This window comes from Streptomyces sp. NPDC020780 (assembly GCF_044334475.1).
Lineage (GTDB): Bacteria > Actinomycetota > Actinomycetes > Streptomycetales > Streptomycetaceae > Streptomyces.
In genome coordinates this window covers 31027-57020 of the sequence record NZ_JBIRTB010000002.1, presented here as the reverse complement: position 1 = coordinate 57020, position 25994 = coordinate 31027, and the positions used below count along the sequence as shown (strand labels likewise).

At 70.8% G+C, this 25994-nt stretch carries 27 protein-coding genes and 1 pseudogene; 8 read left to right on the top strand and 20 right to left on the bottom strand.

Going from position 1 to position 25994, the window contains the following annotated elements:
* Nucleotide 1: 1 nt before the first annotated feature.
* On the bottom strand, nt 2-481 hold the full coding sequence (locus ACH4VO_RS03695) for a MarR family transcriptional regulator (RefSeq protein ID WP_360989443.1): 480 nt from the start codon (nt 479-481) through the stop codon (nt 2-4).
* 124 nt (nt 482-605) lie between these two features.
* On the opposite strand from ACH4VO_RS03695, the gene ACH4VO_RS03690 reads away from it, so the two are divergent.
* Both ACH4VO_RS03690 and ACH4VO_RS03685 read left to right on the top strand, forming a co-directional pair.
* Nucleotides 606-1628, top strand: a complete 1023-nt coding sequence (locus ACH4VO_RS03690) for an NADP-dependent oxidoreductase (RefSeq protein ID WP_360989445.1) — start codon at nt 606-608, stop codon at nt 1626-1628.
* Nucleotides 1629-1718: 90 nt separating this feature from the next.
* Nucleotides 1719-2147 carry an organic hydroperoxide resistance protein gene (locus ACH4VO_RS03685; RefSeq protein ID WP_069172678.1) on the top strand — a complete coding sequence of 143 codons (429 nt, stop codon included), beginning with the start codon at nt 1719-1721 and terminating at the stop codon, nt 2145-2147.
* 403 nt (nt 2148-2550) lie between these two features.
* Here ACH4VO_RS03685 and mmsB read toward each other — a convergent pair whose 3' ends face one another.
* The 6 genes from mmsB to ACH4VO_RS03655 form a co-directional block, all read right to left on the bottom strand.
* Nucleotides 2551-3795 carry a multiple monosaccharide ABC transporter permease gene (gene mmsB, locus ACH4VO_RS03680; RefSeq protein ID WP_360989448.1) on the bottom strand — a complete coding sequence of 415 codons (1245 nt, stop codon included), beginning with the start codon at nt 3793-3795 and terminating at the stop codon, nt 2551-2553.
* Nucleotides 3792-5342, bottom strand: coding sequence for a multiple monosaccharide ABC transporter ATP-binding protein (gene mmsA / locus ACH4VO_RS03675; protein ID WP_360989451.1), 1551 nt, complete (start codon nt 5340-5342; stop codon nt 3792-3794). Before mmsA ends, mmsB begins: the two co-directional genes overlap by 4 nt.
* A 32-nt stretch (nt 5343-5374) precedes the next feature.
* Nucleotides 5375-6484: a multiple monosaccharide ABC transporter substrate-binding protein gene (chvE, locus tag ACH4VO_RS03670; protein WP_360989454.1), complete on the bottom strand. Its 1110-nt coding sequence runs from the start codon at nt 6482-6484 to the stop codon at nt 5375-5377.
* 130 nt (nt 6485-6614) lie between these two features.
* Nucleotides 6615-7598 (bottom strand): hypothetical protein, encoded by a 984-nt coding sequence (locus ACH4VO_RS03665; RefSeq protein WP_360989457.1) that lies wholly within the window; start codon nt 7596-7598, stop codon nt 6615-6617.
* 79 nt (nt 7599-7677) lie between these two features.
* On the bottom strand, nt 7678-8697 hold the full coding sequence (locus tag ACH4VO_RS03660) for an alcohol dehydrogenase catalytic domain-containing protein (RefSeq protein WP_360989460.1): 1020 nt from the start codon (nt 8695-8697) through the stop codon (nt 7678-7680).
* A complete protein-coding gene (locus tag ACH4VO_RS03655; RefSeq protein ID WP_360989462.1) occupies nt 8694-9848 on the bottom strand; it encodes a mandelate racemase/muconate lactonizing enzyme family protein in 1155 nt (384 codons plus the stop codon). The genes ACH4VO_RS03660 and ACH4VO_RS03655 overlap by 4 nt, the downstream gene beginning before the upstream one ends.
* A 126-nt stretch (nt 9849-9974) precedes the next feature.
* Between ACH4VO_RS03655 and ACH4VO_RS03650 the strand changes: the two genes are divergently transcribed.
* Entirely contained in the window at nt 9975-10760 is a 786-nt protein-coding gene (locus ACH4VO_RS03650; RefSeq protein WP_360989465.1) for an EI24 domain-containing protein, read from the top strand.
* Between the two features lie 291 nt (nt 10761-11051).
* Here ACH4VO_RS03650 and ACH4VO_RS03645 read toward each other — a convergent pair whose 3' ends face one another.
* Both ACH4VO_RS03645 and ACH4VO_RS03640 read right to left on the bottom strand, forming a co-directional pair.
* Complete coding sequence (locus ACH4VO_RS03645) at nt 11052-12044, bottom strand: aldose epimerase family protein (RefSeq protein ID WP_360989468.1); 993 nt, start codon at nt 12042-12044, stop codon at nt 11052-11054.
* An 11-nt stretch (nt 12045-12055) separates the two neighbouring features.
* Nucleotides 12056-12964, bottom strand: a complete 909-nt coding sequence (locus ACH4VO_RS03640; protein ID WP_360989471.1) for an SGNH/GDSL hydrolase family protein — start codon at nt 12962-12964, stop codon at nt 12056-12058.
* 362 nt (nt 12965-13326) lie between these two features.
* Here ACH4VO_RS03640 and ACH4VO_RS03635 point away from each other — a divergent pair, with 362 nt between their 5' ends.
* On the top strand, nt 13327-13821 hold the full coding sequence (locus ACH4VO_RS03635) for a DUF3145 domain-containing protein (protein WP_360989473.1): 495 nt from the start codon (nt 13327-13329) through the stop codon (nt 13819-13821).
* 85 nt (nt 13822-13906) lie between these two features.
* Here ACH4VO_RS03635 and fabF read toward each other — a convergent pair whose 3' ends face one another.
* The 5 genes from fabF to ACH4VO_RS03610 form a co-directional block, all read right to left on the bottom strand.
* Nucleotides 13907-15169 carry a beta-ketoacyl-ACP synthase II gene (fabF, locus tag ACH4VO_RS03630; protein WP_360989476.1) on the bottom strand — a complete coding sequence of 421 codons (1263 nt, stop codon included), beginning with the start codon at nt 15167-15169 and terminating at the stop codon, nt 13907-13909.
* Between the two features lie 79 nt (nt 15170-15248).
* The gene (locus tag ACH4VO_RS03625; protein WP_360989478.1) at nt 15249-15497 is read right to left on the bottom strand and encodes an acyl carrier protein; all 249 of its coding nucleotides are present in this window, start codon (nt 15495-15497) and stop codon (nt 15249-15251) included.
* Between the two features lie 63 nt (nt 15498-15560).
* Nucleotides 15561-16592, bottom strand: coding sequence for a ketoacyl-ACP synthase III (locus tag ACH4VO_RS03620; protein ID WP_360989480.1), 1032 nt, complete (start codon nt 16590-16592; stop codon nt 15561-15563).
* A 13-nt stretch (nt 16593-16605) separates the two neighbouring features.
* Nucleotides 16606-17520: an ACP S-malonyltransferase gene (locus ACH4VO_RS03615; protein ID WP_360989482.1), complete on the bottom strand. Its 915-nt coding sequence runs from the start codon at nt 17518-17520 to the stop codon at nt 16606-16608.
* A gap of 89 nt (nt 17521-17609) precedes the next feature.
* The gene (locus ACH4VO_RS03610; RefSeq protein WP_360989484.1) at nt 17610-18809 is read right to left on the bottom strand and encodes a helix-turn-helix domain-containing protein; all 1200 of its coding nucleotides are present in this window, start codon (nt 18807-18809) and stop codon (nt 17610-17612) included.
* An 81-nt stretch (nt 18810-18890) separates the two neighbouring features.
* Between ACH4VO_RS03610 and ACH4VO_RS03605 the strand changes: the two genes are divergently transcribed.
* Entirely contained in the window at nt 18891-19559 is a 669-nt protein-coding gene (locus ACH4VO_RS03605; protein ID WP_398440879.1) for a pirin family protein, read from the top strand.
* A 52-nt stretch (nt 19560-19611) separates the two neighbouring features.
* Here the strand turns inward: ACH4VO_RS03605 and ACH4VO_RS03600 are convergent, their stop codons facing one another.
* The 3 genes from ACH4VO_RS03600 to ACH4VO_RS03590 form a co-directional block, all read right to left on the bottom strand.
* Complete coding sequence (locus ACH4VO_RS03600; RefSeq protein WP_360989489.1) at nt 19612-19761, bottom strand: hypothetical protein; 150 nt, start codon at nt 19759-19761, stop codon at nt 19612-19614.
* A 123-nt stretch (nt 19762-19884) separates the two neighbouring features.
* Entirely contained in the window at nt 19885-20148 is a 264-nt protein-coding gene (locus ACH4VO_RS03595) for a DUF397 domain-containing protein (RefSeq protein ID WP_360989491.1), read from the bottom strand.
* Nucleotides 20135-20956, bottom strand: coding sequence for a helix-turn-helix transcriptional regulator (locus ACH4VO_RS03590; RefSeq protein WP_360989494.1), 822 nt, complete (start codon nt 20954-20956; stop codon nt 20135-20137). Before ACH4VO_RS03590 ends, ACH4VO_RS03595 begins: the two co-directional genes overlap by 14 nt.
* Before the next feature lie 85 nt (nt 20957-21041).
* On the opposite strand from ACH4VO_RS03590, the pseudogene ACH4VO_RS03585 reads away from it, so the two are divergent.
* Nucleotides 21042-21452: pseudogene (locus ACH4VO_RS03585) on the top strand (ATP-binding protein); the annotation flags it as partial.
* A gap of 2 nt (nt 21453-21454) precedes the next feature.
* Here ACH4VO_RS03585 and ACH4VO_RS03580 read toward each other — a convergent pair.
* Nucleotides 21455-22276: a serine hydrolase domain-containing protein gene (locus tag ACH4VO_RS03580; protein ID WP_360989496.1), complete on the bottom strand. Its 822-nt coding sequence runs from the start codon at nt 22274-22276 to the stop codon at nt 21455-21457.
* Between the two features lie 76 nt (nt 22277-22352).
* Between ACH4VO_RS03580 and ACH4VO_RS03575 the strand changes: the two genes are divergently transcribed.
* Together ACH4VO_RS03575 and ACH4VO_RS03570 are read left to right on the top strand one after the other, a co-directional pair.
* Nucleotides 22353-22817, top strand: coding sequence for a MerR family transcriptional regulator (locus ACH4VO_RS03575; RefSeq protein ID WP_360989499.1), 465 nt, complete (start codon nt 22353-22355; stop codon nt 22815-22817).
* Nucleotides 22814-23833 (top strand): aldo/keto reductase, encoded by a 1020-nt coding sequence (locus tag ACH4VO_RS03570; RefSeq protein ID WP_360989502.1) that lies wholly within the window; start codon nt 22814-22816, stop codon nt 23831-23833. The genes ACH4VO_RS03575 and ACH4VO_RS03570 overlap by 4 nt, the downstream gene beginning before the upstream one ends.
* A 123-nt stretch (nt 23834-23956) precedes the next feature.
* On the opposite strand, the gene ACH4VO_RS03565 is transcribed toward ACH4VO_RS03570, so the two are convergent.
* Together ACH4VO_RS03565 and ACH4VO_RS03560 are read right to left on the bottom strand one after the other, a co-directional pair.
* A complete protein-coding gene (locus ACH4VO_RS03565) occupies nt 23957-24994 on the bottom strand; it encodes an ABC transporter permease subunit (protein ID WP_360989505.1) in 1038 nt (345 codons plus the stop codon).
* The gene (locus ACH4VO_RS03560; RefSeq protein ID WP_360989507.1) at nt 24991-25977 is read right to left on the bottom strand and encodes an ABC transporter ATP-binding protein; all 987 of its coding nucleotides are present in this window, start codon (nt 25975-25977) and stop codon (nt 24991-24993) included. Before ACH4VO_RS03560 ends, ACH4VO_RS03565 begins: the two co-directional genes overlap by 4 nt.
* Nucleotides 25978-25994 lie beyond the last annotated feature (17 nt).

Here is a 25994-nt window from a genome sequence, read left to right as displayed (position 1 = left end):
GTCATCCCACGGCGTGGCCCGGGGCTGACGGGGCCGCGTCCGCCGCGCCGGCGGGGTCCTTGCCGAGCATCCGGCGCAGCAGGTCGCGCAGCATCATCCGCTCCGCGTCCGACAGGTCGGCGAGCGGCTCGCGGGCGAAGTCCAGCGCGTCCCGCAGCTGCCGGGCCGTCCGTATCCCGTCCTCGGTCGGGGCGGCCAGCTTCACCCGCCGGTCGGCGGGGTCGGGGCGGCGCTCAACGAGGCCGCGGAGCTCCAGCCGGTCGACTATTCCGGTGATGTTGGAGGGCTCGCACTTCAGTGTGCGGGCGACCTTGCGCATGGGCATCGGTTCGAGGGACAGGAGAGCGAGGACACGGGCCTGTGCGCCGGTCAGGGCGTGCGAGGCCGCGGCGCGGTCGTACTCCTCGTGGTAGCGGGCCACGACGCCGCCGATGAGTTCGATGACGTCCAGGGTCAGCGGGTCCGTGCGCGAGGTGGCCATGACACCCAGGTTACCCAATTACTTGACAAGATGAAATATCGCTGCGCATGGTTGTTTCAGGTAGTGAAGCATTTACGCTTCCTTTCCCCACCGTTCCGTGAGACATCGAGGAGACCCCCAGCCCATGTCTGCAGCACTTCCCACGGTCAGCCGCGAATGGCACCTCGTCGCCCGCCCGCAGGGCTGGCCGGAGGCCAAGGACTTCGCGCTGCGCGAGGCGCCGGTGAAGGCCCCCGGCGAGGGCCGCGTCCTCGTCCGCAACCTGTACTTCTCCGTCGACCCGTACATGCGCGGCCGGATGAACGACGTGAAGTCGTACACCCCGCCCTTCAAGCTCGACCACCCCATGGACGGCGGCGCGGTCGGCGAGGTCATCGCCTCGAACGCCGACGGCTTCGCCGTCGGCGACCACGTGCTGCACGGCCTCGGCTGGCGCGAGTACGCCGACGTCCCGGCCCAGCACGCCGTGAAGGTCGACGCCTCGCTCGCCCCCCTCTCCGCCTACCTCGGCGTGCTCGGCATGACCGGACTCACGGCGTACGCGGGCCTGTTCGAGGTGGCCTCCTTCAAGGAGGGCGACGCCGTCTTCGTCTCCGGCGCGGCCGGGGCGGTCGGCAGCCAGGTCGGACAGATGGCGAAGCTCAAGGGTGCCTCCCGGGTCATCGGCTCCGCCGGGTCCGACGAGAAGGTCAGGCTCCTGGTCGAGGAGTACGGCTTCGACGCGGCCTTCAACTACAAGAACGGCCCCGTGGGTGAACAGCTCCGCAAGGCGGCGCCGGACGGCATCGACGTCTACTTCGACAACGTCGGCGGTGAGCACCTGGAGGCCGCGATCTCCTCGTTCAACGTCCACGGCCGCGCCACCATCTGCGGCATGATCGCCCAGTACAACGCCACGGAGCCCACCCCCGCCCCGCGCAACCTCGCGCTGGTCATCGGCAAGCGGCTGCGCCTGCAGGGCATGCTCGTCGGTGACCACTCCGCGCTGCAGCCGCAGTTCGTCCAGGAGGTCGCCGGCTGGCTGGCCTCCGGCGAGCTCAAGTACCGCGAGACGAAGGTCGAGGGCATCGAGAACGGCTTCGACGCGTTCCTGGGCCTCCTGTGCGGCGAGAACACCGGCAAGATGATCGTTTCGCTGGACGCCTGACCGGCCTGCGCCGTCACCCGTTAGGCTCGCTCCCAGGCCGTCGCGGTCGTGGGCGCGAGCCGCGGCGCACCAGCAGGAGGTATCCCCGGTATGACGATCCAGAACATCGACGTGGCCTACACGGCCGTGGCCACCGCGGAGAACGGCCGTGACGGCCGTGTCTCGAGCGACGACGGCAAGCTCGACGTCGTCGTCAACCCGCCCAAGGAGATGGGCGGCAGCGGGGCGGGCACCAACCCCGAGCAGCTCTTCGCGGCCGGCTACAGCGCCTGCTTCCAGGGCGCGCTCGGCGTGGTCGCCCGCAAGGAGAAGGCCGACATCTCCGGTTCGACGGTCACCGCGTCCGTCGGCATCGGCAGGACCGAGGCGGGCGGTTTCGGCCTGGAGGTGGCGATCACCGCCTCCATCCCGAACGTCGACAGGGCCACCGCCCGGTCGCTCGTCGAGAAGGCGCACGAGGTGTGCCCCTACTCGAACGCCACCCGCGGCAACATCAAGGTCGAGCTGTCGGTCGCCTGACCAGCTCACCCGTACGTCCGAGGGCCGCATTCCGTCACCGGGGTGCGGCCCTCGGACGTGGCCGGGGAGTCCTTCCTCGAGAGCGTCGTCGCCACCTGCGGCCCCGTGGGGGCGCATTGACGCGGGTCGGCGAGCCCCAGTCGTCGCCGGCGCCGATCCGGAGGCCCGGAACATGCACGCCGAGCCCGAGCGGGTCACCTCGCGTCCGGCCGACGGCACCGCACTGACCAGGGGCGTGACAGCGGCGGACGGCGCCCTCCCCGCCGGGGAAGGACGCCGTCCGCCGTCTGTGGTCAGCGTGCCGAGCGGGCGTGCACCGTCGTCGACGGGCTGCCGGAGAACGAGAAGGGGTGCCGGAACACAGTGCCGGGGGGCAGAGGGGTTCCGGGGGACGAGAAGGGTGTTACGAACCGACCTTCCGCTTGTTCCAGACGTCGAAGCCGACCGCGGCCAGCAGCACCGCGCCCTTGATGACCTGCTGCCAGTCGGTGCCGACGCCGACGAGGTTCATGCCGTTGTTCAGCACGCCCAGGACCAGACCACCGATGATCGCGCCGAGGACCGTGCCCACCCCGCCGCTCATCGACGCGCCGCCGATGAACGAGGCGGCGATGGCCTCCAGTTCGAAGTTGAGGCCCGCCTTGGGCGAGGCGGCGTTGAAGCGGGCGGCGAAGACCAGCCCCGCCAGGGCCGCGAGCATGCCCATGTTCAGGAAGACCAGGAAGGTGACCTTCTTGTCCTTCACGCCCGACAGCTTGGCCGCGGGCAGGTTGCCGCCGATGGCGTAGATGTGGCGGCCGATGATCGCGTTGCGCATCAGGTAGCCGAAGCCGACGACCAGCACACCGAGGATGAGCAGCACGACCGGGGCGCCCTTGTAGCTGGCGAGCAGCAGCGTGACCACGAGGACGGCCGAGACGAGGGCGACCAGCTTCAGCAGGAACAGCGTGGCGGGCGGCACGTCGAGGGCGAACTCCTGCTGCCGCTTGCGGTCGCGGACCTCCTGGAACACCACGAAGACGATCAGAGCGAGGCCCAGCAGCAGAGTGAGGTTGTGGTAGTTGGTGTCGGGGCCGACCTCGGGCAGGAAGCCGTTGGCGACCTTCTGCAGGTCCTTCGGGAAGGGGCCGAGGGTCTGGCCCTTCAGGAAGATCTCCGTCAGACCACGGAAGAGCAGCATGCCCGCGAGGGTCACGATGAACGACGGTATGCCGAGATAGGCGATGAAGAACCCCTGCACCGCGCCCGCGACGGCGCCGATGGCCAGGCACAGCACCACCGCGAGGGGCCAGGACAGATGGTGTTCGACCATCAGTACGGCGGCCATCGCGCCGATGAACGCGGTCAGCGAGCCGACCGACAGGTCGATGTGGCCCGCGATGATGACCAGCATCATGCCGATCGCGAGGATCAGGATGTAGCTGTTCTGCAGCACCAGGTTGGAGACGTTGCGCGGCAGCAGCAGGTCGCCGTCGGTCCACACCGCGAACAGCACCACGATCAGGCCGAGGGCCATCAGCATGCCGTACTGGCGCATGTTGCGGCGCATGCCGCCGAGCATCAGCTGCAGCAGGCCGTCGCCGGAGGCCGGTCCGCCTCCGCCGGACGGCGCGGGGGCCGGGGTCTTGGCAGTCACGTCCGTGCTCATCGGGTTACCTCTTTGTCCTTCGTCATCTGACGCATCAGCGCTTCCTGCGAGGCCTCGGCCCGCGAGAACTCACCCGTCAGCCGTCCCGCGGCCATCGTGTAGATGCGGTCGCACATGCCGAGCAGCTCCGGCAGTTCGGAGGAAATGAAGACGACCGCCTTGCCCTCGGCGGCCAGCCGGTCGATGACCGTGTAGATCTCGTACTTGGCGCCCACGTCGATGCCGCGCGTGGGCTCGTCCAGGATCAGCACCTCGGGACCCGCGAAGATCCACTTGCTGAGGACGACCTTCTGCTGGTTGCCGCCGGAGAGCTTGCCCACCGGTTCGTAGACGGTGGGCGCCTTGATGTTCATGGACGTGCGGAAGCCCTCGGCGACCTGCCGCTCCCCGTGCTCGTCGACGAGACCACGCCGGGCGACCTTGCCCAGCGCGGTCAGCGAGATGTTCCGGTTGATGGTGTCGATGAGGTTGAGGCCGTAGTGCTTGCGGTCCTCGGTGGCGTACGCGATGCCGTGCCCGACCGCCTCCGGGACGGTCTTCGTACGGATCTCGGTGCCGTCCCTGAGGACGGTGCCGCCCGCGTACCGGCCGTAGGAGCGGCCGAAGACGCTCATCGCCAGCTCGGTGCGACCGGCGCCCATCAGGCCGGCGATGCCGACGATCTCGCCGCGCCGCACCTCGATGGAGACGTCGTCGACGACCTTGCGCTGCTGGTCGATGGGGTGGTGGACGGTCCAGTTGCGGATCTCCAGGGCGGGCGCGGTGCCCTCCTCGGGGTGGTGCGGGGTCCGCTCGGGGAAGCGGTGCTCCAGGTCGCGGCCGACCATCCCGCTGATGATCCGGTCCTCGGTCGTCTCCGCCGCCTTCACGTCGAGCGTTTCGATGGAGCGCCCGTCGCGGATGATCGTGACCGAGTCGGCGACCCGGCGGATCTCGTTCAGCTTGTGCGAGATGATGATCGAGGTCATGCCCTGGTCCTTCAGCGAGAGGATCAGGTCGAGGAGTTTGCCGCTGTCCTCGTCGTTGAGGGCCGCGGTCGGCTCGTCGAGGATGAGCAGCTTCACCTTCTTCGACAGGGCCTTGGCGATCTCCACCAGTTGCTGTTTGCCCACGCCGATGTCGGCGACGCGGGTCTCCGGGTGCTCGTCGAGACCGACCCGGCGCAGCAGTTCACCGGCGTGCCTGAGGGTGTCGTTCCAGTTGATCAGTCCGCGCTTGGCGTGCTCGTTGCCGAGGAAGATGTTCTCCGCGATGGAGAGGTACGGCACCAGCGCCAGCTCCTGGTGGATGATCACGATGCCGTGCTGTTCGCTCGCCCGGATGTCCTTGAACCGGCAGGTCTCGCCCTCGAAGAGGATGTCCCCTTCGTAACTGCCGTGCGGATGGACACCGGAGAGGACCTTCATCAGGGTCGACTTGCCGGCGCCGTTCTCACCGCAGATGGCGTGGACCTCGCCCTGACGGACGGTCAACGTGACGTCCGACAGCGCTTTGACACCGGGAAAGGTCTTGACGATCGAGCGCATTTCCAGGACGGGTCCCGCCATGGTCTTGCCTTCCAATCCTTGAGGGAGCCCGGTTACTTGAGGTCGTTCTCGGTGTAGTAGCCGCCGTCGACGAGGACCTGCTTGTAGTTGGCCTTGTCGACGCTGACCGGCTGCAGCAGGAACGCGGGGACGACCTTGGCACCGTTGTCGTAGGACTTGGTGTCGTTGACCTCGGGCTTCTTGTCGTTCAGCACCGCGTCGACCATGTTCGAGGCGACCTTGGCGAGCTGGCGCAGGTCCTTGTAGACGGTCTGCGTCTGCTCGCCCGTGATGATCGACTTCACCGAGGCGACCTCGGCGTCCTGGCCCGTGACGACCGGCATCGGCTTGGCCTTGGTGCCGTAACCGTCCGACTTCAGGGCGGAGAGGATGCCGATGGAGATGCCGTCGTACGGCGAGAGCACGGCGTCGACCCGGGCGCTGCGGTAGCTGGACGTCAGCAGGTCGTCCATGCGCTTCTGCGCGGTGCCGCCGTCCCAGCGCAGGGTGGTGACCTGGTTGAGGGCGGTCTGCTTGGACCTGACGACCAGCTCGCCCTTGTCGATGTAGGGCTTGAGGACGTTCATCGCGCCCTGGAAGAAGTACTTCGTGTTGTTGTCGTCGTTGGAACCGGCGAACAGCTCGACGCTGAAGGGGCCCTTCTTGCCGTCCCCCAGGCCGAGCTTGTCCACGATGTACGTGCCCTGCAGCTCGCCGACCTTCTCGTTGTCGAACGAGGCGTAGTAGTCGACGTTCTCCGTGCCGAGGATCAGCCGGTCGTAGGAGATCACCGGGATGTCGGCGTCCTTGGCCTGCTGGAGGACGTTGCCGAGGGACTTGTTGTCGATCGCGGCGACGATCAGCGCGTCCACGCCCTGCGTGATCATGTTCTCGATCTGCGAGACCTGCTGGTCGGGGTCGTCCTCGCCGTAGACGAGCTTGGTCTTGTACCCCTTGGACTTCAGTTCCTTGACAACGTTGGCGCCGTCGGCGATCCAGCGCTCGGAGGACTTGGTCGGCATCGCGACGCCGATGGTGGCGCCGTCGGCACCCCCCTTGTCCTCCTCGCTGCCGCCCTCTCCGCTCTGGCCGCAGGCGGTCAGAGTGAGGGCGAGGGAGGCGGCGGAGGCTATGGCGGCGAGTGCGGCTCTGCGGTTGCGCATAGTCATCATCCTTGATGTGGGTCAGGGCTCTGCCCGGTGGTGCCGGAACGCGGGGGGCGGACCGATCAGGAACAGGTGTGTGGGATTGTGCGCGGCTGTGTCTTCTTTTGGGAGGTACGTTTCCGGAACGTTATGACGAGATCCCGAACCGGTTGAGCGGGCCCGGCAGCCGGGTGCCGAGCGGGGCCATGCCCCCGTCCGCCCCGTGCCGCGCGAGCAGGTCCAGGGCGAGCCGTCCGCGCCGCACCCGCTCCTTCGCGGAGGCCAGCGCCAGGTCCCGCAGGTGCCGGCCGTACGGATAGATCCCCGGCGACCTGGAGAGGCCGAACTTCAGGTACAGGGGCGCCCCGCGCCGGATCAGTTCGGCGACCTCGTACATCCGTACATAGCCGCCCAGATCGTCCGGGGCCTCGATGTAGAGGTCCATCGGCGCCCGGGAGACCCGGCGTATCTCAGTGAACTGGGCCAGCGTCAGGTCGGACGGGATGTTGATCGAGTCGGCGCCGAGCTGCTCGTACACGGCGTACGAGGCCGGGTTCACCGGCCCGATGAGCGCGGAGACCTTGAAGGTGGTGTCCGCCGGCAGGGCGCCCTGCTCGCGCAGCCGGTGCAGGGTCCACAGCACGCCCTCGTCGGCGACGAGCAGGCACTTCACCCCCAGCCCGGTGGCGCGCAGGGCGTCCTCGACACAGCCGGCCAGGGCGTCATGGCCCCGGGAGCGCAGTCCGGCGCCACCGGAGTCCGTGCGGACCGAGGCACCGGTGTCCCAGGTGCCGCGCGGCCCGGTGAACAGGCAGAGCTCGATGTCCCGTTCGGCACAGCCCTTCACCATCTCGGTGATCTCCGCGTCCGTGAGCATCCAGACGCCGCTGCCCTGGCTGACGCGGTGCACCGGGACGTCGAGGCGCGCGGACTCATCCAGGACCGCCCCGAGGGCCTCCGGGCCCTCCACGGACGGCACCTCGGTGCGCCAGGTCCCGCCGCCGGGGAAGGAGTGCGGGGAGGCGTCGGAGGGCAGCAGGGGCGCCGGACCGAGGCCGAGCGCGGTGAGAGCGGCGTCACCGGGGCGGCGGAAGCCGTCGGTGCCGGGGGGAGGGGCGGGGACGTCGTTCACGACTGGTCCTTCATGTTCGGTATTTCGGACGAAGTTCGGATCTTCGGGTACGCGCCGGTACGGAGGCGGGGCGCACCCGTCACGGGCGGAGCAGCACCTTCCCGGTCTCCGGACCTCCGGCGCCGACCAGCGCCACGGCCTGGGCGAACCGCTCCAGCGGGAACTCGTGGGTGATCAGCGGGGCCGGGTCGAGCAGCCCGGCCGCGAACGCCCGCACCGCGTACGACCAGGCCGCCGAGGGCGCCCCGAAGACACTGCGCACCGTGAGCTGGTTCAGGGACAGGTGCACCGGGTCGATGCCCACCGCGCCCGGCGTGAACATCCCGGTGAGGACGACGCGGCCGCCGCGCCGCGCCAGCAGGCAGGCGTCGGCCGCGGTGGTGGGGGCGCCGGCGGTCTCCACGACCAGGTCGTAACGGCCCCGCACCTCCTGCGCCTCGCCGGGGCTCCGTGCCTCGTGCGCCCCGAAGTCCAGGGACTGGGAGGCCCGCGCCCCGCGCGGGTCGATCACGGTGAGCTCCGCCGGCGACACGGCCGCCAGCAGCTGGACCGCGAGCAGCCCGAGCGTCCCCGCCCCGACCACGGCGATCCGCTCACCCGGCTCGGGCGCCCCGGCCCGTACCGCCGCCGCGACCACCGCGGCGGGTTCCAGCAGGGCGGCGGCCCGCAGGTCGGCGTCGTCGGGCAGGGGGTGCAGCAGCCGGGCCGGCACCACCACGTGGTCGGCGAACGCGCCGGGCCGGGTGAACCCCGTCTCCTCGTACCCTGCCGTGCACAGGGACGTCTCCCCGCACCGGCACCGCTCGCAGGAGCCGCAGGCGCGGAAGCCCTCGGCGACCGTGCGCCGGCCGGTGAGCGCGGGGTCGACGCCTTCGCCCACGGCGTCGACGGTTCCCGACCACTCGTGGCCGGGAACCACGGGATACCGCACGTAGGCCGCGTCGCGGTGGCCGTCGTACACCTCGCGGTCGCTCATGCAGATCCCGGCTGCCGCGACCCGCACCCGGACCTCGCCGGGGCCCGGCTCCGGGACGGCGCCCTCGGTCAGCCGGTGGCTGCCGGGGCGGTCGACGACCAGCGAACGCGAGAGGGTGCTCACTTGGGCTGCCTCTTCTCCCAGCCGTCCGCCCACAGGTCGAACCGCGCCTGCTGCTGCGGGAACTCCGCGGCGGCGTCCACGTCCAGCTCCACACCCAGCCCGGGGGCGTGGGAGAGCTCGAAGCAGCCGGTGGCCGGATCGACCTGCGGCGCTCCCTTGACGACCTTCTTGATGTCGGCGTCCGCGAAGTCGTTGAAGTGTTCGAGGATCTTGAAGTTCGGCGTGCACCCCGCGAGCTGGAGGCTGGCCGCCGTCAGCACCGAACCGCCCACGTTGTGCGGGGCGACCAGCGTGTAGTGGGTCTCGGCGGTGGCGGCGAGCTTACGGGTCTCCAGGATGCCGCCGATGTGGCCGAGGTCCGGCTGGATGATGTCGGCGGCCTGCGACTCGAAGAGCTCGCGGAACTCGATCCGGTCGTGGATGCGCTCACCCGTGGCGATCGGCAGATCGACCTTCTCCGCGACCTTCGCGAGCGCCTTGAGGTTCTCCGGCGGCACCGGCTCCTCCAGCCACGCCGGCGCGAACGGCGCCATCTCGCGGGCGATCCGCACCGCCGTGGCGGGGCTGAACCGCCCGTGCATCTCCAGCATCAGCTCGGTGTCGGGGCCGATGGCGTCCCGCACGGCCTCGATGAGGGAGACCGCGTACCGCGTCTCCTCCTGGCCCAGCTCGAAGTGGCCCGTCCCGAAGGGGTCGATCTTCAGCGCCCGGTAGCCACGCGCCACGACCCCCTGAGCGGCCTTGTGGTACGCCTCCGGGGTGCGCTCGGTGGTGTACCAGCCGTTGGCGTACGCCTTGACCCGGTCGGTGACCTTCCCGCCGAGCAGCTGCCAGACGGGCACGCCGAGAGCCTTGCCCTTGATGTCCCAGCAGGCCATCTCCACGACGGCGATGCCGGACATCACGATCTCGCCGGCCCGGCCGTAGTCGCCGTACTTCATCCGGCGCACCAGGTCTTCCACCGCGAACGGGTCGGAGCCGGTGATGTGGTTGGCGGACGCCTCCCGCAGATAGCCGACCAGCGCGTCCGTGCGCCCGAGCATCCGCGTCTCGCCGACCCCGGTGAGACCCTCGTCGGTGTGCACCTGGACGTAGGTGAGGTTGCGCCACGGCGTGCCCACGACATGCGTGCTGATTCCGGTGATACGCACGGGTGTTGCCTCTCTGGGTGTTCGGTCGTTCGTGTTCGGTATTTCGTCACACGTTCGAAATGCTGGCGTGACGGTAATGACGGGCCGGGGGACGTGTCAATGGTTCACGCAAGTACGCTGACGCGCATGAGTGATCTCGGGGCGGGTTTCGGTTACTTGGTCAAGGGGCAGCGCTGGGCCCTCGGACACGGCCGGTGGTTCGGATTCGGCCTGCTGCCGGGCCTCGTCACCCTCGTCCTGTACGTGGGTGCGCTGGTCGGACTCGGTTACGGCGCCGACGACTTCGTCGCCTGGGCCACCCCGTTCGCCGACGACTGGTCCTCACCCTGGGCGGCGCTCCTGCGCAACACCCTGGTCGTCCTCGTCTTCGTCCTCGGACTGTTTCTCGCGGTGATCACCTTCACCGCCGTGACCCTGCTGGTCGGCCAGCCCTTCTACGAGTCCCTCTCGGAGCAGGTCGACCGCAGCGAGGGCGGCGAGGTCCCGGAATCGGGACTGCCGCTCTGGCGGGAACTGTGGATCTCCGCCCGCGACTCCGTCCGCATCCTGGTACGCGTCGCGCTGTACGGCGTACTGCTCTTCGCCCTGGGCTTCGTCCCCGTCATCGGCCAGACCGTCGTCCCCGCGCTCGGCTTCTGCGTCTCCGGCTACTTCCTCTGCGAGGAACTCACGGCAGTCGCCCTCCAGCGCCGGGGCATGGTCCTGAAGGACCGGCTCGCGCTGCTGCGCGGACGCCGGGCGGCGGTGCTCGGCTTCGGCGTCCCGCTCGCCCTCGCCTTCCTCGTCCCCTTCGTCGCCGTGTTCCTGATGCCGGGCGCCGTCGCCGGGGCCACCCTGCTCGCCCGCGACCTCACCGCCCCCTCGCAGGACGAGGACGCCGCCCCGGCGCCGTACACCCTGGACAAGAGCTGAGGGACGCCCCCTGCCGGGCGTCCGCTGCGGCCCCGGCCTCGTCCTGACCGCCGACTCCACGGCGGGAGGAGCGGGAGGGGCGGGTGGGTGACGTGACGTCGGCGGACGCGGTCATGACGCCCCTGCCGGGCCGTGCCGGCCGGTGCCCCTCCGGACGCGCCGCCACCGCCGGAGGCACCCGCCGGTGCTTCCGCCCGCCCGGTGCCGGCGCGGGCCACCGGGCGCGCACCGGGGGAGGGGGACGGGGGAGCTGACGAGGGGGCCGGGGCGGCGGGCCACCGCTGCGCGCGGTCAGCGCACCGAGAAGCCGTACACCGTCGTGGACGTGAACTCTTCGCCCGGCCGCAGGACGGTGGACGGGAACTCCGGCCGGTTCGGGGAGTCGGGGAAGTGCTGGGTCTCCAGGGCGATCCCGGCACACGGCGGGAACGGCTGGCCGTCCAGGTGGTCGGCCGTGTAGAGCTGCATCCCCGGCTCCGTCGTGCGGACGGTCAGCAACCGCCCCGACGCGGGGTCGTACAGCTCGGCGACCGGCTCCCCGCCGGTCCCGTCGAGCACGTAGTTGGTGTCGTACCCGGCGCCCACCGGCTTCGCCAGCCGGAAGTCGAAGCGGGTGCCGTCCACCGGCGCGAACGCACCCGTCGGGACGGACTCCGCGTCCGACGGTGTGATCCGGCCGGCCGCGAGCCGCAGTTCGTGCCCGAGCGCGCTCCCGCTGTCCGCCCCGGCCAGGTTCCAGTAGGTGTGGTTCGTCAGGTTCGCGACCGTCGGCGCGTCCGTCGTCGCCCGGTAGGCGATCCGCAGCGCCCCGCCCTCGTCCAGGGTGTACGTCACCGAGACCGCCAGCCGTCCCGGGTAGCCCTCCTCGCCGTCCTGCGCGACCAGGGAGAGCCGCACGCCGTCCGGCACCTCCTCGGCGTCCCATACCCGCCGGTCGAAGCCGCGCGCCCCGCCGTGGAGGTGGTTGCGGCCCTCGTTGGGCGTCACCCGGTGCGTCCGCCCGTCGAGGACGAACGACGCGCCCCCGATCCGGTTCGCGTACCGCCCGACCACGGCGCCGAGGTACGGGCCCACGCACTTCTCGTAGGCCACCGCGTCCGGCAGCCCGAGCGCCACCCCGGTCCGTGTGCCGTCCCGGCCGGGCACCTCGACGGACTGCACCACGGCGCCGTACGTCAGCACGCGCACCCGCGTGCCGTCGCGCTCCAGGGTCCAGCGCCGGACGGGGGCGCCGTCCGTGAGCGTGGAGAAGTCTTCGCCGTGTACCGCCGCACCCGTCTTCATGATCAGGAACTTTACGCCGGAGGGCCTGCCGCCGTGACAGCGCGGTAAGCGATTTCCGCGAGCCTGGCCTGGCCGTCGCGGCCCGGGTGGAACCAGTCCCAGGGGCTGAGCTGCTCGCCCGTGAACCGGTAGTCGAACACCGCCCCGCCGTCGTACCGGCACCGCGCGTCCTTCGCGCAGACGTCCCTGAGCACGCCGTTGTACGCGACGACCCGCTCCCGCACCGCCTCGCGCCGGGCCACGGCCGCCGCACCCATGTCGTCCGCGTCCTGGAGCATCGACCGGCAGATCCCCAGCTTCCAGATCTGCTTGCCCATCGGGTTCACGCGCCCCGTCGACCAGAGCCGCTTCAGGTCCGGCACGCTCGACACGTACACCTGGGCCTTCGGAGCCGTACCGCGCAACTGACGCAGCGACGCCTCGAAGGAGGCCCGGAAATCCGCCACCGGGGTCATGAGCCGCACCGAGTCCCGGCAGGCGTCGTTGGCGCCGATCATCACCGTGACCAGTTCGGGCCGCTCCTTCGCGGCCAGGGCCATCTGCTCCGGCAGCTGGGCGATCCGGGCGCCCGCCACGGCGTGGTTCGAACTGTGCGAAGCCGCCCGCGCCGCCCCCAGGAGGCGCACCGCGAGGCTCCGGACCGCGCCGTCGCTCCCCGTCGCCCACGACACCTCGGGGCAGTCGGTCAGCACCGAGCAGGCGTCGAAGCCCGTGGTGATCGAGTCCCCGACGGCGGCGAGCGAGGCCGGGCTCACGTCCCAGAGAGGGGTCGTGGAGGGCGACGGGCTCCGCGGCGCGCTCCGCGCGGCGCCGTCCGGGCCGGTGGTGCAGCCGGCCAACGCGGCCGCGCCGACGAGCACCGCCGTGCCGGACGCCACGGCGGCTCTGCGGATGCGACGGCGTGACGCACGCTCAGGCATGCCTGTCTCCCCTCCGGTCACACAGGTGACGGTGCCTCCGGCACACCCCGGCACCCCCAGGTGGCGGGCCCGTGCTCCCTGGCGGGTGAATGATGAGCGAATCAAGGGCCCGGGACCGACGGTACGTCACACACCGGGCCCCGGCGCACGGTAGCTTTTCCCCGTCGACCCAGTGGCGAACCGTCCGGCCCGCGCATCCACGAGGATTCCGGTAAGTTATCTCTCGTCACATACTGTCCTTTTTCAGGAGATTCACTCCCGATGCTGTGTACGGATGACAACCTCGGGATGCGGCCGGAAAGAGGCGAGACGGGCGCGAGGCCGCTGGGGAAGGCGTACCTCGTCCCACACTGGAGGTCCCGGTGACGACACGTGGAGTCCTGTACGTTCACTCCGCACCGCGCGCGCTCTGCCCGCACGTCGAGTGGGCGGTGGGGGGTGTGCTCGGTGTGCGGGTCCAGCTCGACTGGATCCGACAGCCGGCCGCGCCCGGCACCTGGCGGTCCGAATTCTCCTGGAAGGGCCGTGCGGGCACGGCCTCCGAGCTGGCCTCGGCCCTCCGGGGCTGGGACATGCTGCGCTTCGAGGTGACGGCCGAACCCTGCCCCCAGGCGGAGGGCGAGCGCTACAGCTCCACGCCCGGCCTCGGCATCTTCCACGCCGTCACGGGCATGCACGGCGACATCCTGGTACCCGAGGACCGGCTGCGGGCCGCGCTGGCGCGCTCCGTGCGCGGGGAGACGGACCTGGAGGCGGAGATCGCCAAGCTCCTGGGCAAGCCCTGGGACGACGAGCTGGAGTCCTTCCGCCACGCCGGCGAGGGCGCCCCCGTGCGGTGGCTCCACCAGGTGGTGTGAGCCGGCCGCGCCCGGCACGGTCATGCGAGAGGCCCGCCTCCCGATCGGGAAGCGGGCCTCTCGCACGTGGGTCGGGACGTGCGGATCAGACGGACCGGAACGCCAGTACGACGTTGTGGCCGCCGAAGCCGAACGAGTTGTTGATCGCGGCGATCGGGCCCTCCGGCAGCGGCCGGGGCTCGCCGCGCACGACGTCGGCGTCCACCGCCTCGTCGAGGTCGTCGACGTTGATGGTGGGCGGCGCCATCCGGTTGTGCAGCGCCAGCACCGTCGCCACGGTCTCGATACCGCCCGCGCCACCCAGCAGGTGACCCGTCATCGACTTCGTGGCCGAGATGGCGACATGGTCGAGGTCGTCGCCGAGCACCGCGCGCAGCGCCTTGATCTCCGCCACGTCACCCTGCGGGGTGGAGGTGGCGTGCGCGTTCAGGTGCACGACCTCCGACGGCTTGAGGTCCGTGGAGTCCAGCAGGTTCTGCATGGCGGCGGCGATCCCGCGCCCGGTGGGCTCGGGCTGCGCGATGTGGTGGGCGTCCGCGGACAGCCCCTGTCCGAGCACCTCGCAGTAGACCCTGGCGCCACGGGCGGCCGCGTGCTCCGCGGACTCCAGGATGACGACGCCGGCGCCCTCACCGAGGACGAAGCCGTCACGGGCGGTGTCGTACGGACGCGAGGCCTTCTCGGGCTCATCGTTGCTCTTGGACATCGCCATCATGTTGGCGAACGCGGCGATGGGCAGCGGGTGGATGGCCGCCTCGGTGCCACCGGCGACGACGACGTCGGCACGGCCGGTGCGGATCATCTCGACGGCGTACCCGATGGCCTCCGCGCCCGAGGCGCAGGCCGAGACGGGGGTGTGGACACCCGCCTGGGCGTTGACCTCCAGGCCGACGTTGGCCGCCGGGCCGTTGGGCATGAGCATGGGAACGGTGTGCGGGGAGACGCGGCGTACGCCCTTCTCCTTCAGCACGTCGTACTGGTCGAGCAGGGTGATCACGCCGCCGATGCCGGAGGCGATGACCGAGCCCAGACGCTCGGGTTGGATCTTCTCGTCCTCACCGGCCTTGCCGGTGAAGCCCGCGTCGGCCCACGCCTCACGGGCCGCGATCAGCGCGAACTGCGCCGAACGGTCCAGCTTGCGGGCGAGGGGACGGGGCAGTACCTCGCCGGGGTCGACGGCCGCGAGGGCGGCGATCCGGACGGGCAGTTCGGCGAAACGTTCGCCCTCGAGAGGCTTGACGCCGGAGCGGCCGGCCATCAGACCTTCCCAGGTCGATGCGGAGTCGCCACCCAGCGGAGTGGTTGCGCCGATACCGGTGACGACCACGGTGCGATTGGTCGGGATCACTGGAAAATCTTCTCCACGTGTAGAGGGGCGTGAATCAGCGGCGCCACCGCCGGGTGGCGACACACGGGTCGGGCTGGGATCAGCCCTGGTGCTTCAGGATGTAGTCGGCGGCGTCGCCCACCGTCTTGAGGTTCTTGACGTCCTCGTCGGGGATCTTGACGTCGAAGCGCTCCTCGGCGGCGACGACGACCTCGACCATGGACAGCGAGTCGACGTCCAGGTCGTCGGTGAAGGACTTGTCCACCTGGACGTCCTCGACGGGGATACCGGCAATCTCGTTGACGATCTCGGCGAGACCGGAGACGATCTCTTCCTGAGTGGCGGCCATGTTGGCGCTCCTTCGGTGTGTTTCTGCAGGGTTCGGGCGTACGGACCGGGAGGTCCGGGGTGCCTAGGGGAGGGTAACGACCGTCGCGGCGTAGACGAGACCCGCCCCGAAGCCGATGATGAGCGCCGTGTCGCCGCTCTTGGCCTGACCGGTCGCCAGGAGCCGCTCCATCGCGAGCGGGATCGAGGCGGCCGATGTGTTGCCGGTGGTTTCCACGTCACGCGCGACCGTGACGTGCTCCGGCAGCTTGAGCGTCTTCACCATCGAGTCGATGATCCGCATGTTGGCCTGGTGCGGAATGAAGACATCCAGGTCTTCCGGGGCGATCCCGGCCGCGTCCAGCGCCTGCTGGGCGACCTTCGCCATCTCGAAGACGGCCCAGCGGAAGACCGCCTGGCCCTCCTGCGTGATGGCCGGGAACTTGATCTCGCCGTTCTTGTCGAGCGGCAGTTTCGAGACGTCGCCGACGTGATAGTCGTTCCACGGCACGGTCTGCTTGATCGTGCCGGACTTGTCGCCCTCGGAGCCCCAGACCGTGGGGCCGATGGCCGGCTCCTTGGAGGGACCCACGACGACCGCGCCGGCGCCGTCGCCGAAGAGGAAGGCCGTCGCGCGGTCCTCCAGGTCGGTGAGGTCGCTGAGCCGCTCGACGCCGATGACCAGGACGTACTCCGCCGAGCCCTCGACGACCATGCCCTTGGCGAGGGTCAGGCCGTAGCCGAAGCCTGCGCAGCCGGCCGAGATGTCGAAGGCGGCCGGCTTGCCCGCGCCGACCCGGTGGGCGATCTCGGTCGCGATGGCCGGGGTCTGCTGGAAGTGCGAGACGGTGGAGACGATGACTCCGCCGATCTGCTCGGGAGCGATCCCCGCGTCGGCGATCGCCTTGCCGGCGGCCTCCACGGACATCACGGCCACGGTCTCCTCGTCGGAGGCCCAGTGGCGGGTGGCGATGCCGGAGCGGGAGCGGATCCACTCGTCGGACGAGTCGATCGTTTCGAGGATCACCTCGTTGGGCACGACGCGGGTCGGCCGGTAGCCGCCGACACCCATGATCCGTGCGTACGGGGCGCCCTTGCTGGGCTTGATCTTCGACATGCTCTCGGGCTCCTTAGGCGCCCGCGTGCTCGGAGATGAGCGCGCGGGCCGCGTCGAGGTCGTCGGGGGTCTTGAGCGCGAGGGTCTTCACGCCGGGCAGCGCGCGCTTGGCGAGCCCGACCAGGGTGCCGCCCGGAGCCGCTTCGACGAGCGCCGTGACACCGAGCTCCTTGAAGGTCTCCATGCACAGGTCCCAGCGGACCGGGTTGGCGACCTGGCCGACGAGGCGCGTGATCACCTCGGCGCCGGTGGCGACCGTCTTCCCGTCGGCGTTCGAGACGTAGGTCACCGTGGGGTCGGCGGGATGGAGTTCTCCGGCGGCGACACGCAGCTTCTCCACGGCCGGAGCCATGTGGTGCGTGTGGAACGCGCCGGCGACCTTGAGCTCGACCACGCGGCGCACACCCTCGGGCATGTCCTTGGTCAGCGCGGCGATCTGCTCCGCGGTGCCCGCCGCGACGATCTGGCCGCTGCCGTTGACGTTGGCCGGGGTGAGCCCCAGCTTCTCCAGGTGCGCGACCGTCACCTCGGGGTCGCCGCCCAGGAGCGCGGCCATGCCGGTGTCGGTGACCGCGGCGGCCTCGGCCATGCCGAGCCCCCGGGTGCGGACGAAGCGCAGCGCCGCCTCGTCGTCGAGGACGCCGGCGAGCGCGGCCGCGGTGATCTCACCGACGCTGTGGCCCGCGACGACGCCGGGCGAGGCGCCCAGGGCGGCGGCGGACAGGAGACCCGCGGCGACGAGCAGCGGCTGGGCCACCGCCGTGTCGCGGATCTCGTCGGCGTCGGCCTTCGTGCCGTAGTGGGCGAGGTCGAGCCCGATGGCGTCGGACCAGGCCGCGATGCGGTCGGAGGCACCGGGGAGGTCGAGCCAGGGAGTCAGGAAGCCGGGCGTCTGAGCGCCTTGGCCGGGAGCGACGAGTACGAGCACCCTCACACTCTCTCTTGTGGACGGCTCCCGACGCCCGTGGGGACAGGGACGAAGAACCGTAAGGGGAATTGTTGAAGTCCGACAAAAGTCTAGGACCGAGTGTCTCCGGCGGCCAAGCGCCCCAGGATGAGGGCGATCCGCAGGGTGAAGGCGGAGCGGACGTCGGAGGGTGACCAGCCGGTGACGTCGGTCACACGTCGCAGCCGGTAGCGCACGGTATTGGGGTGCACGAACAGCATCCTGGCCGCGCCCTCCAGACTGCTCGCCTGTTCCAGGTAGACGCTCAGCGTCTCCAGGAGCGCCGAGCCCGCTTCTTCGAGTGGTCTGTAGATCTCCTCCACCAACTGATCACGCGCCGCCGGGTCGCCGGCCATCGCTCGTTCCGGAAGGAGATCGTCCGACAGGACGGGGCGCGGAGCGTCCTGCCACGCCGAGCAGGCCTTGAGTCCCGCTGCCGCGGCCTGCGCGGACCGGGTGGCCGCGAGCAGGTCGGGCACCACGGGTCCGGCGACGACGGGACCGGCCGCGTACGGGCCGATCAGTGACTTCGCGACGTTCAGGGGGTTGTCGCTGCCGCCCGCGATGACGACGAGACGGTGCCCGAGCACTCCGGTCAGCACCTGGAGCTTGGCGTGCCGGGCCGCCCGCCGGATCGCCTCCACGGTGAGTTCGCTGTCCCCGTCAGGCGCGGTGCCGAGGACGACGCACACGTGCTCGGGGGAGTTCCAGCCGAGCGCCGCGGCCCGGGACACGGCCCCCTCGTCGGCCTCGCCGGACAGCACCGCGTTGACCACGAGCGACTCCAGCCGGGCGTCCCACGCGCCGCGGGCCTCGGCTGCCTGCGCGTACACCTGGGCGGTCGCGAAGGCGATCTCCCGGGCGTAGACGAGCAGGGCCTCCCGCAGCACCGACTCGTCGCCGGGCGCCGCGACCTCCTCGATCGCGGTCTCCATCACCTCGATCGTCGTCCGCACCATCTCGACCGTCTGGCGCAGCGTGATCGCCCGGGTCAGCTCGCGCGGCGCCGTCCCGAACACGTCGGTCGAGATGGCCTGCGGGGTCTCCGGGTGCCGGAACCACTCGGTGAAGGCGGCGATACCGGCCTGGGCGACCAGGCCGATCCACGAACGGTTCTCCGGTGGCATGGCCCGGTACCACGGCAGCGTCTCGTCCATGCGGGCGATGGCGTTGGCGGCCAGCCGGCCGGAGGACTGCTCCAGCCGCTTCAGAGTCGCGGCGTGCAGGTGGGCGGCGTTCGCAGCGGGCTGCTCAGGATCGGGTCGGGACACGTACACAAGACTGCCTTATCGGAGCAGGTGCGCGGTGGGGTGGGGCCACGGCTCACCGTGCGGGGCTACCGTGGACGTGTGATGGACGTACGCCGCTCCGGGAGCCGCTTCCGCGGTGGGGACCCGGCCCCGGGTGTCTCCCCGGGCATCGAGACGCTGCACGCCTTCTCCTTCGGGCGCTTCTACGACCCGGACAATCTGCGCTTCGGGCCGATCCTCGCCTGCAACGAGGAGCGTCTCGCCCCGGGGGCCGGATTCGACGAGCACCCGCACAGCCACACCGAGATCGTCACCTGGGTGGTGGAGGGCGAGCTCACCCACCGGGACACGGCCGGTCACACCACCGTCGTACGGGCCGGGGACGTCCAGCACCTCAGCGCGGCGGCAGGGGTGCGCCACGTCGAACGCAACGACGGGAAACACCCGCTGACGTTCCTTCAGATGTGGCTGGCGCCGCTGTCACCCGGCGGGGAGCCCGCGTACACCCACGTCGCCCAGATCGCCGACTCCACCCCGTACGCGCTCCCGGAGGCGGGCGCGACGCTTCACGTGCGGCGCCAGGAGGCGGGCGAGCGGACCGCGGTGCCGGACGCGGCGGGGGTGTACGCGCACGTGGTGCGGGGCGGGGTACGCATCGGCGGCGAGGAGCTGGGCGAGGGCGACGCGGTACGGATCACGGGGTCGCGGGGGCTGGAGCTCGAGGCGCTGCGGGACGCCGAGGTGCTGATCTGGGAGCTCGGCGCGGTGTGACACGGCGGCGTGCGAGCGCCCGGGGCCAGACCCGTGTGCGCGCCGCCCCACCTCAGTCGCCCTTCCGCGGGGAGCGTTCGGTTCCCTTCTTCCACCAGTCACGGATGGCGAGCAGATCGACCACCGTGCCGACCACGTGGAACGCCAGCCGGCCCACGCCCCTCAGTGCCCGCACGATCGTCGAACCCGCAACGTCATCCATCGTCCGACCCCTCAGGGTGCGTCTTCGCGGCCTGCTGTGACCTCGGAGACGCGTTCCGGCGCCGTTCGGTTGGCCGAAGGAGTGGATCGCCGGACCGTGACCGGCCGGGCGACGGTCCGCGTCCTACCGCAGGCAGTCCACGAACGCCTGCCAGGCGTCGGCGCCCAGAACGAGGACGGGGCCGGCGGGGTTCTTGCTGTCGCGGACCGGGACGGACGCGGAGCAGCCGTCGGCCACCTCGACGCACTCACCGCCGTTGGTGCCGCTGAACGAGGACTTCCGCCAGGTGGCGCCGCCGGTGACGGTGCACTCGACGCAGTCGCCCCCGTTCGGGCCGCTGAACGAGGACTTCCGCCACCGTGCTGCGGCCAGGTCATGGGTTTCCATACCGTTCCTCCATCACGCGAGCGATCAGTGTCGCCGAGTCCTCGGGGGACAGGGCTGCGGCTTGCAATCGAGCGTAGCCGACCGAACGTTCCTTGATCACCTGTGGATTGGCGGTCATGTGGCCCTGGTCGTAGCTGTCCACGTAGAAGAGATCGGGGTCGTCCTCGAACCTGAGCAGATTGAACGAGCCAATCATGCCCGTGTGTTGACCGACGGAGAAGGGAAGAACCTGGATCTGCACCCAGGGGTTATGGCGGAAGTCCAACAGTCGTGCCAGTTGCTTTCGCATGACGTCTCGTCCTCCCACTTCCTGGAGCAGTGCTGCCTCGCTCAGGACTGCCCACAAGGCGAGCGAACGGTCGCTCTGCAGAATCCGCTGACGCTCCAGGCGGGCTGCGACGAGTTCATCCACCTTGTCGGGGTGACCGAGGGAGAACAGGGCCCGCGCGTACTCCTCCGTCTGCAGCAGCCCGTAGACCAACTGCGCCTGGTACGTGGAGATGTACGTCGCCCGCGCCTCCATCTCCGCGTACGGCTGGAACCAGGTCGGCAGTTGGCTCCGCAGCACCAGGCCGACCAGGCGCGAGAACACCCCGTCCGTGCCGAGTGCCGCGTCCAGGCGCTCCGAGAAGTCGCGGGTCGGCACCTTCTTCGTCGTCTCGATCTGGCCGATGAGCGAGCCCGTGCAGAAGATGATCTCGCCGAGCTGGCCCTGCCGCAGGCCGTGGGCCTCCCGCTGGCGGCGCAGCTCCCAGCCGTAGTAGTCGAGGGGGGAGGCGCTGGGGTCGAGCGATTGCACGTTGGCCACGGCGGGGTGCCTCCAGCGTTCAACGCCTGACGGCGTTCGTTTCAGGTCGTAGCCGAGCGTAATCAGGGCGCTGCACGCTGGTGACATGAATCACGTGAACGACACCCGGACCGGTGACCCGGAGGCCGCGGTCTACCGCGCCGACCTGGCGATGGGGGAGCACTCCGCCCGTCATCTGCGCCGCATCCTGCGGCTGTACCTCACCGCCTGGGGACTGCCCGACCTGGTGGACGCGGCCGAACTCGCCCTCACCGAGCTGATCGCCAACGTCGTACGGCACGTTCCCGGCCGCCGCTGCCAGACCCTCGTCTTCCTGCTCCCGGACGGGCGGGTGCGGGTGGAGGTCGCGGACGCCTCGCCCCGGCTGCCCCGCGCCGTCGCCGGGGACGTGCTCGACGAGGGCGGGCGGGGGCTGGTGCTGGTCGACGCCGTCACCGACGGCTGGGGCGTGGAGGTGCGGAGCGACGGCCGGGGGAAGACCGTGTGGTTCGAGTGCTGTCAGCGGGAGGCGCCGAGCTCCGCCAGTACCGCGTCCGTGAACGGGGGCCACGCCTCCGTCGCCCAGGGGCCGAAGGCCCGGTCCGTGAGGGCCACGCAGGCCGCGCCCGCCGCCGGGTCGATCCACAGGAAGGTGCCGGACTGGCCGAAGTGACCGAAGGTCGCCGGCGAGGAGGACAGGCCCGTCCAGTGCGGTGTCTTGGAGTCACGGATCTCGAAGCCGAGGCCCCAGTCGTTGGGGTTCTGGTTGCCGTAGCCGGGGAGTACGCCCTTGAGGCCGGGGTGGACGACGGTCTGGGCCTCCAGCACCGTGCGCGGGTCCAGCAGGCGCGGGGCCTGCACCTCCGCCGCGAACCGCACCAGGTCGTCCACGGTCGAGACGCCGTCCTTGGCGGGCGAGCCCTCCAGCGTCGTCGCCCCCATGCCCAGAGGCTCCAGGACCGCCTGGCGCACGTACTCCGGGAACGGGATCTCGGTCGCCTTGGCGATGTGGTCGCCGAGCACCTCGAAGCCCGCGTTCGAGTACAGCCGGCGGGTGCCGGGAGGAGCCGTGACCCGGTGCTCGTCGAAGGCCAGGCCGCTGGTGTGGGCGAGGAGGTGGCGGACCGTGGAGCCCTCGGGGCCGGCCGGCTCGTCCAGCTCCACGGCTCCCTCCTCGTACGCCACCAGCGCCGCGTAGGCCGCCAGCGGTTTGGTGACGGAGGCGAGGGGAAAGCGGTGTGCGGTCGGGCCGTGCGTACCGGCCACGCGGCCGTCCGCCCGTACGACCGCGGCCGCCGCGGTGGGGACGGGCCAGTTCTCGATCATCGCCAGGCTCTGCATGGGTACGAGCGTAAACGGAAGGCGTCACCCGTTTGCGCTTGCTTGGAGTGCACTCCAAGGTTCTAGCGTGGAGGACATGACGGTGATGGACAGCACTTCCGCACGGACGGACAACTGCGCCTCGGCTCCGCGGGCACATCCGCGGCCCGAGGGGCAGGACCGCTACACCATCAGCGAGGTCGCCGCCTTCACCGGGCTCACCGCGCACACCCTGCGCTGGTACGAGCGGATCGGGCTGATGCCGCACGTGGACCGTTCGCACACCGGCCAGCGCCGCTTCACCAACCGCGACCTGGACTGGCTGGCCTTCGTGGGCAAGCTGCGGCTGACCGGCATGCCGGTCGCCGACATGGTCCGGTACGCGGAACTGCTCCGCGAGGGCGACCACACGTTCGAGGAACGACAGGAGCTCCTGGAAGCGACCCGCCGGGACGTCCGGACCCGGATCGCGGAACTGCAGGGCACTCTCGCCGTACTCGACTTCAAGATCGATTTTTATGCCGGCGCCCGCAGGACGCCGGAAAGGGGCCTGACGACATGAGCGAGAACACGCAGAAGATAGCGACCGTGGAGCTCGGCACGGGAGGCCCGCGGGTGGGGGTCCAGGGACTCGGCTGCATGGGGATCAGCGAGTTCTACGGCGACACCGACGAGGCCGCGGCCCGGGACACCCTGGAAGCGGCACTGGAATGCGGCATCACCCTCTTCGACACCGCCGACGCCTACGGCCGCGGCGCCAACGAGAGGTTCCTGGCGCCGTTCGTCCACGCCCATCGGGACGCGATCACGATCGCCACCAAGTTCGGCATCGAGCGGACCGACGACCCGGGCTACCGGGGCGTGCGCAACGACCCCGCGTACATCAGGGAGGCCGTCGAGGGCAGCCTGCGGCGGCTGGACACCGATGTCATCGACCTGTACTACATGCACCGGCACGACCCGCGCGTCCCGCTCGCCGAGTCCGTCGGCGCGATGGCCGAACTGGTCGAGCAGGGCAAGGTCAAGCAGCTGGGTCTGAGCGAGGTGACCGGCGCGGAGCTCCGTGAGGCGCACGCCGTGCACCCGATCGCCGCCCTGCAGTCCGAGTGGTCCCTCTTCAGCCGCGACATCGAGCGCACCGCCGTTCCGGCGGCCGCCGAGCTCGGCGTGGCCCTCGTGCCGTACTCGCCGCTCGGCCGCGGCTTCCTGACCGGCGCCTTCCAGGACGCGGCCACAGACCTCGCCGCCGACGACTTCCGCCGGCACCAGCCGCGCTTCACGGGCGACAACGCCCAGGCGAACGCCGTCCTGCTGGAGCACGTCCGGGCGATCGCCGCGGCGCACGGGGCGTCGGCCGCCCAGGTGGCCCTGGCCTGGGTGCAGCAGCGGGCCCAGGTGCACGGGCTGACCGTGGTGCCGATCCCCGGCACCCGCAAGCGCGCCCGGGTCCTGGAGAACGTCGCGGCGACCCGGCTGACCCTGACCGACGACGAGCTCGCGCAGCTGGAGCCCCTCGCCGGACGGGTGGCGGGGGACAGGTACCCGGACATGAGCAGCACGTCGGCGGCGCGCGAGTAGGCGGGCCGGCGGGGCGCTCGGACCTCCGAGCCGGCCGAGGAGTCCTGGCGCTCCAGGACTTTTCGGCCGGCTCACGACGTGCTGCCTCCGGGCGCGTGCGCGACGGCTGCCGGAGACCGCGGGTCATAGGAGCCGCTTGTGGCCCCGGGCGATGACGAAGGCGGCGACGGCGGCGGTGAGGGCGAGCATGATGCCCGCTCCGAGCCATTGCATGGTCTGCATCTGCGAGACGGGCAGGTAGTCCAGGGACCAGCCGATGACGTGCTTGGACTCCAGGCAGGCGGTGTGCGCCTGGAGGTTCTCGGCCCGGTCGAGGCAGGTGGTCCAGCCGAGGCGGTCTCCGGAGCTGGTGAGGAAGTAGGTGCCTTGTCCCTGCTGTTCGGCCTGGGCGGGCAGCTCCGGGCGGACGGCACCGGGTCCGACACCCTTGCCGGTACTGATCGTGAGGACGTGCCCGAGGTTCCGCCAGAAGCGGTCCCAGACGAGGCTGATCGCCACGACGACGCCGAGCGTGACGACCATCGACACCAGTGTGCGGCGCAGGAGGAGGCCGGCCGCCGCGCCGACGGTGAAGGTGAGCAGGGCGTAGGCGACCGGCACGGGCCCGGTGACGCTGAAGAAGGATGTCCACGTCAGGCCGGCGGAGAGCCCCTTGACCGGGCTCCACCACCAGCTGAGGACACCGGAGAGCACGGCGGTCGACAGGGCGACCAGTGCGGCGGGCAGGGCGAGCTTCATGGTGATCCACCGCCGTCGGCTGACGGACTGCGAGGTCACGAGCGCGGCGGTGCCGCTCTCCAGGTCACCCGCGATGAGCGGGGCGCCGAGGAGGACACCCACCAGGACGGGGACGTAACCGAGGTAGCTCCCGGCAGCGAAGATGCGGTCGGCGTACGGCTCGAACCCGGGCGGCGGGCTTCCGGCCTTCCGCGCCGTCGGGTCCTGGGTGGTCAGGTAGTCCATCATCTGTCCGCGCAGGAGGACCATGACGGTCACGGCGAGGAGGGTGAGGGCGATGAGGGTCCAGAACGCGGCGCGGTGCTGGCGCCGGACGAGCCAGGCCGGGCCGCGGAGCCGGAGACCGGCCGGCCGGGAGCCCCGCCGGTTCCGGGGGCGCCCGGCGGGCGCGGGGAGGGCCGGGCCACGGGTGAGGGTGCTCATGCGGTCACAGCCTTTTGCCGGTCGCGGGTGAGGTTGTCGTGGATGTCGCCGACCTGGGCGCTCGGGGCGATCAGCGGAGGTGCGTCGGGCGACCGCAGATAGGCGAGCAGGAGCTCTTCCAGGGTGGGAGGCTCCGCCCGCCCGCCGTACTCGACGGGTCCGCCGAGACGCACCAGGACGCCGGGCCGGCCCTCGCCGCTGCGGGCGTCGATGACGCGGTGGGGGGCGACGGACGGGGACGGACCGCTCCCCGCGACATCGAGCAGGGCGTGTGCGGCGCGTAGTTCCTCCACCTCGCCGGCGAGGCGCAGGCCGCCGTTCGCGACGACGAGCAGGTAGTCACAGACGTACTGGAGCTCGGCCAGCATGTGGGAGGACACCAGCACCGTCGTGCCGTGCCCGGCGGCCTCCCGCGTCAGTGTGGCCATGAGCTCGCGGCGCACCAGTGGGTCCAGGTCGGACATGGGTTCGTCGAGGATGAGCAGGTCGGGGCGTTTCCCGAAGGCCAGGGCGAAGGCGACGCGGGTGCGCTGTCCGCCGGACAGGGTTCCGATCTTCGCCCCCATCGGCACCTGACCGGCGTGGACGATGCCTTCGGCGACTTCCTGGTCCCAGCGGGGGTTGAACTCGTGACCAAGCCGCAGGGTCTCGGCCACGGTGAAGCGCCGGAACAACGGCTTCTCCTGGGTCAGGAACGCGGTGCGCAGGACGGCCTCCGTCGACCCCGGAGCCGCACCGAACACCCGCAGGGCGCCGGTCGTGGGCCGGATCATGTGGGTGGCCAGACCCATCAGGGTGCTCTTGCCCGCGCCGTTGGGGCCGACGAGGCCGCATACCCGCCCCGCGGGCAGCCGGAAGGAAACGTCCTGCAAGGCCCAGCCACGCCGGTACTTCTTACCGAGCCCTCGGGCCTCGATCGCCGACTCACCTGAGGAGGGCGTGAACCCCTCCCCGCTTCCGGGGTGCATCTCTACGTGATCCATGGGTGGCTCCTGTGCGT

What these genes read in the sequence shown, in the direction of transcription:
- ACH4VO_RS03695 (WP_360989443.1), bottom strand. Translation starts at nt 481, where the DNA reads ATGGCCACCTCGCGCACGGACCCGCTGACCCTGGACGTCATCGAACTC.
- ACH4VO_RS03690 (WP_360989445.1), top strand. Translation starts at nt 606, where the DNA reads ATGTCTGCAGCACTTCCCACGGTCAGCCGCGAATGGCACCTCGTCGCC.
- ACH4VO_RS03685 (WP_069172678.1), top strand. Translation starts at nt 1,719, where the DNA reads ATGACGATCCAGAACATCGACGTGGCCTACACGGCCGTGGCCACCGCG.
- mmsB (WP_360989448.1), bottom strand. Translation starts at nt 3,795, where the DNA reads ATGAGCACGGACGTGACTGCCAAGACCCCGGCCCCCGCGCCGTCCGGC.
- mmsA (WP_360989451.1), bottom strand. Translation starts at nt 5,342, where the DNA reads ATGGCGGGACCCGTCCTGGAAATGCGCTCGATCGTCAAGACCTTTCCC.
- chvE (WP_360989454.1), bottom strand. Translation starts at nt 6,484, where the DNA reads ATGCGCAACCGCAGAGCCGCACTCGCCGCCATAGCCTCCGCCGCCTCC.
- ACH4VO_RS03650 (WP_360989465.1), top strand. Translation starts at nt 9,975, where the DNA reads ATGAGTGATCTCGGGGCGGGTTTCGGTTACTTGGTCAAGGGGCAGCGC.
- ACH4VO_RS03645 (WP_360989468.1), bottom strand. Translation starts at nt 12,044, where the DNA reads ATGAAGACGGGTGCGGCGGTACACGGCGAAGACTTCTCCACGCTCACG.
- ACH4VO_RS03640 (WP_360989471.1), bottom strand. Translation starts at nt 12,964, where the DNA reads ATGCCTGAGCGTGCGTCACGCCGTCGCATCCGCAGAGCCGCCGTGGCG.
- ACH4VO_RS03625 (WP_360989478.1), bottom strand. Translation starts at nt 15,497, where the DNA reads ATGGCCGCCACTCAGGAAGAGATCGTCTCCGGTCTCGCCGAGATCGTC.
- ACH4VO_RS03620 (WP_360989480.1), bottom strand. Translation starts at nt 16,592, where the DNA reads ATGTCGAAGATCAAGCCCAGCAAGGGCGCCCCGTACGCACGGATCATG.
- ACH4VO_RS03605 (WP_398440879.1), top strand. Translation starts at nt 18,891, where the DNA reads ATGGACGTACGCCGCTCCGGGAGCCGCTTCCGCGGTGGGGACCCGGCC.
- ACH4VO_RS03600 (WP_360989489.1), bottom strand. Translation starts at nt 19,761, where the DNA reads ATGGATGACGTTGCGGGTTCGACGATCGTGCGGGCACTGAGGGGCGTG.
- ACH4VO_RS03595 (WP_360989491.1), bottom strand. Translation starts at nt 20,148, where the DNA reads ATGGAAACCCATGACCTGGCCGCAGCACGGTGGCGGAAGTCCTCGTTC.
- ACH4VO_RS03580 (WP_360989496.1), bottom strand. Translation starts at nt 22,276, where the DNA reads ATGCAGAGCCTGGCGATGATCGAGAACTGGCCCGTCCCCACCGCGGCG.
- ACH4VO_RS03575 (WP_360989499.1), top strand. Translation starts at nt 22,353, where the DNA reads ATGACGGTGATGGACAGCACTTCCGCACGGACGGACAACTGCGCCTCG.
- ACH4VO_RS03570 (WP_360989502.1), top strand. Translation starts at nt 22,814, where the DNA reads ATGAGCGAGAACACGCAGAAGATAGCGACCGTGGAGCTCGGCACGGGA.
- ACH4VO_RS03565 (WP_360989505.1), bottom strand. Translation starts at nt 24,994, where the DNA reads ATGAGCACCCTCACCCGTGGCCCGGCCCTCCCCGCGCCCGCCGGGCGC.
- ACH4VO_RS03560 (WP_360989507.1), bottom strand. Translation starts at nt 25,977, where the DNA reads ATGGATCACGTAGAGATGCACCCCGGAAGCGGGGAGGGGTTCACGCCC.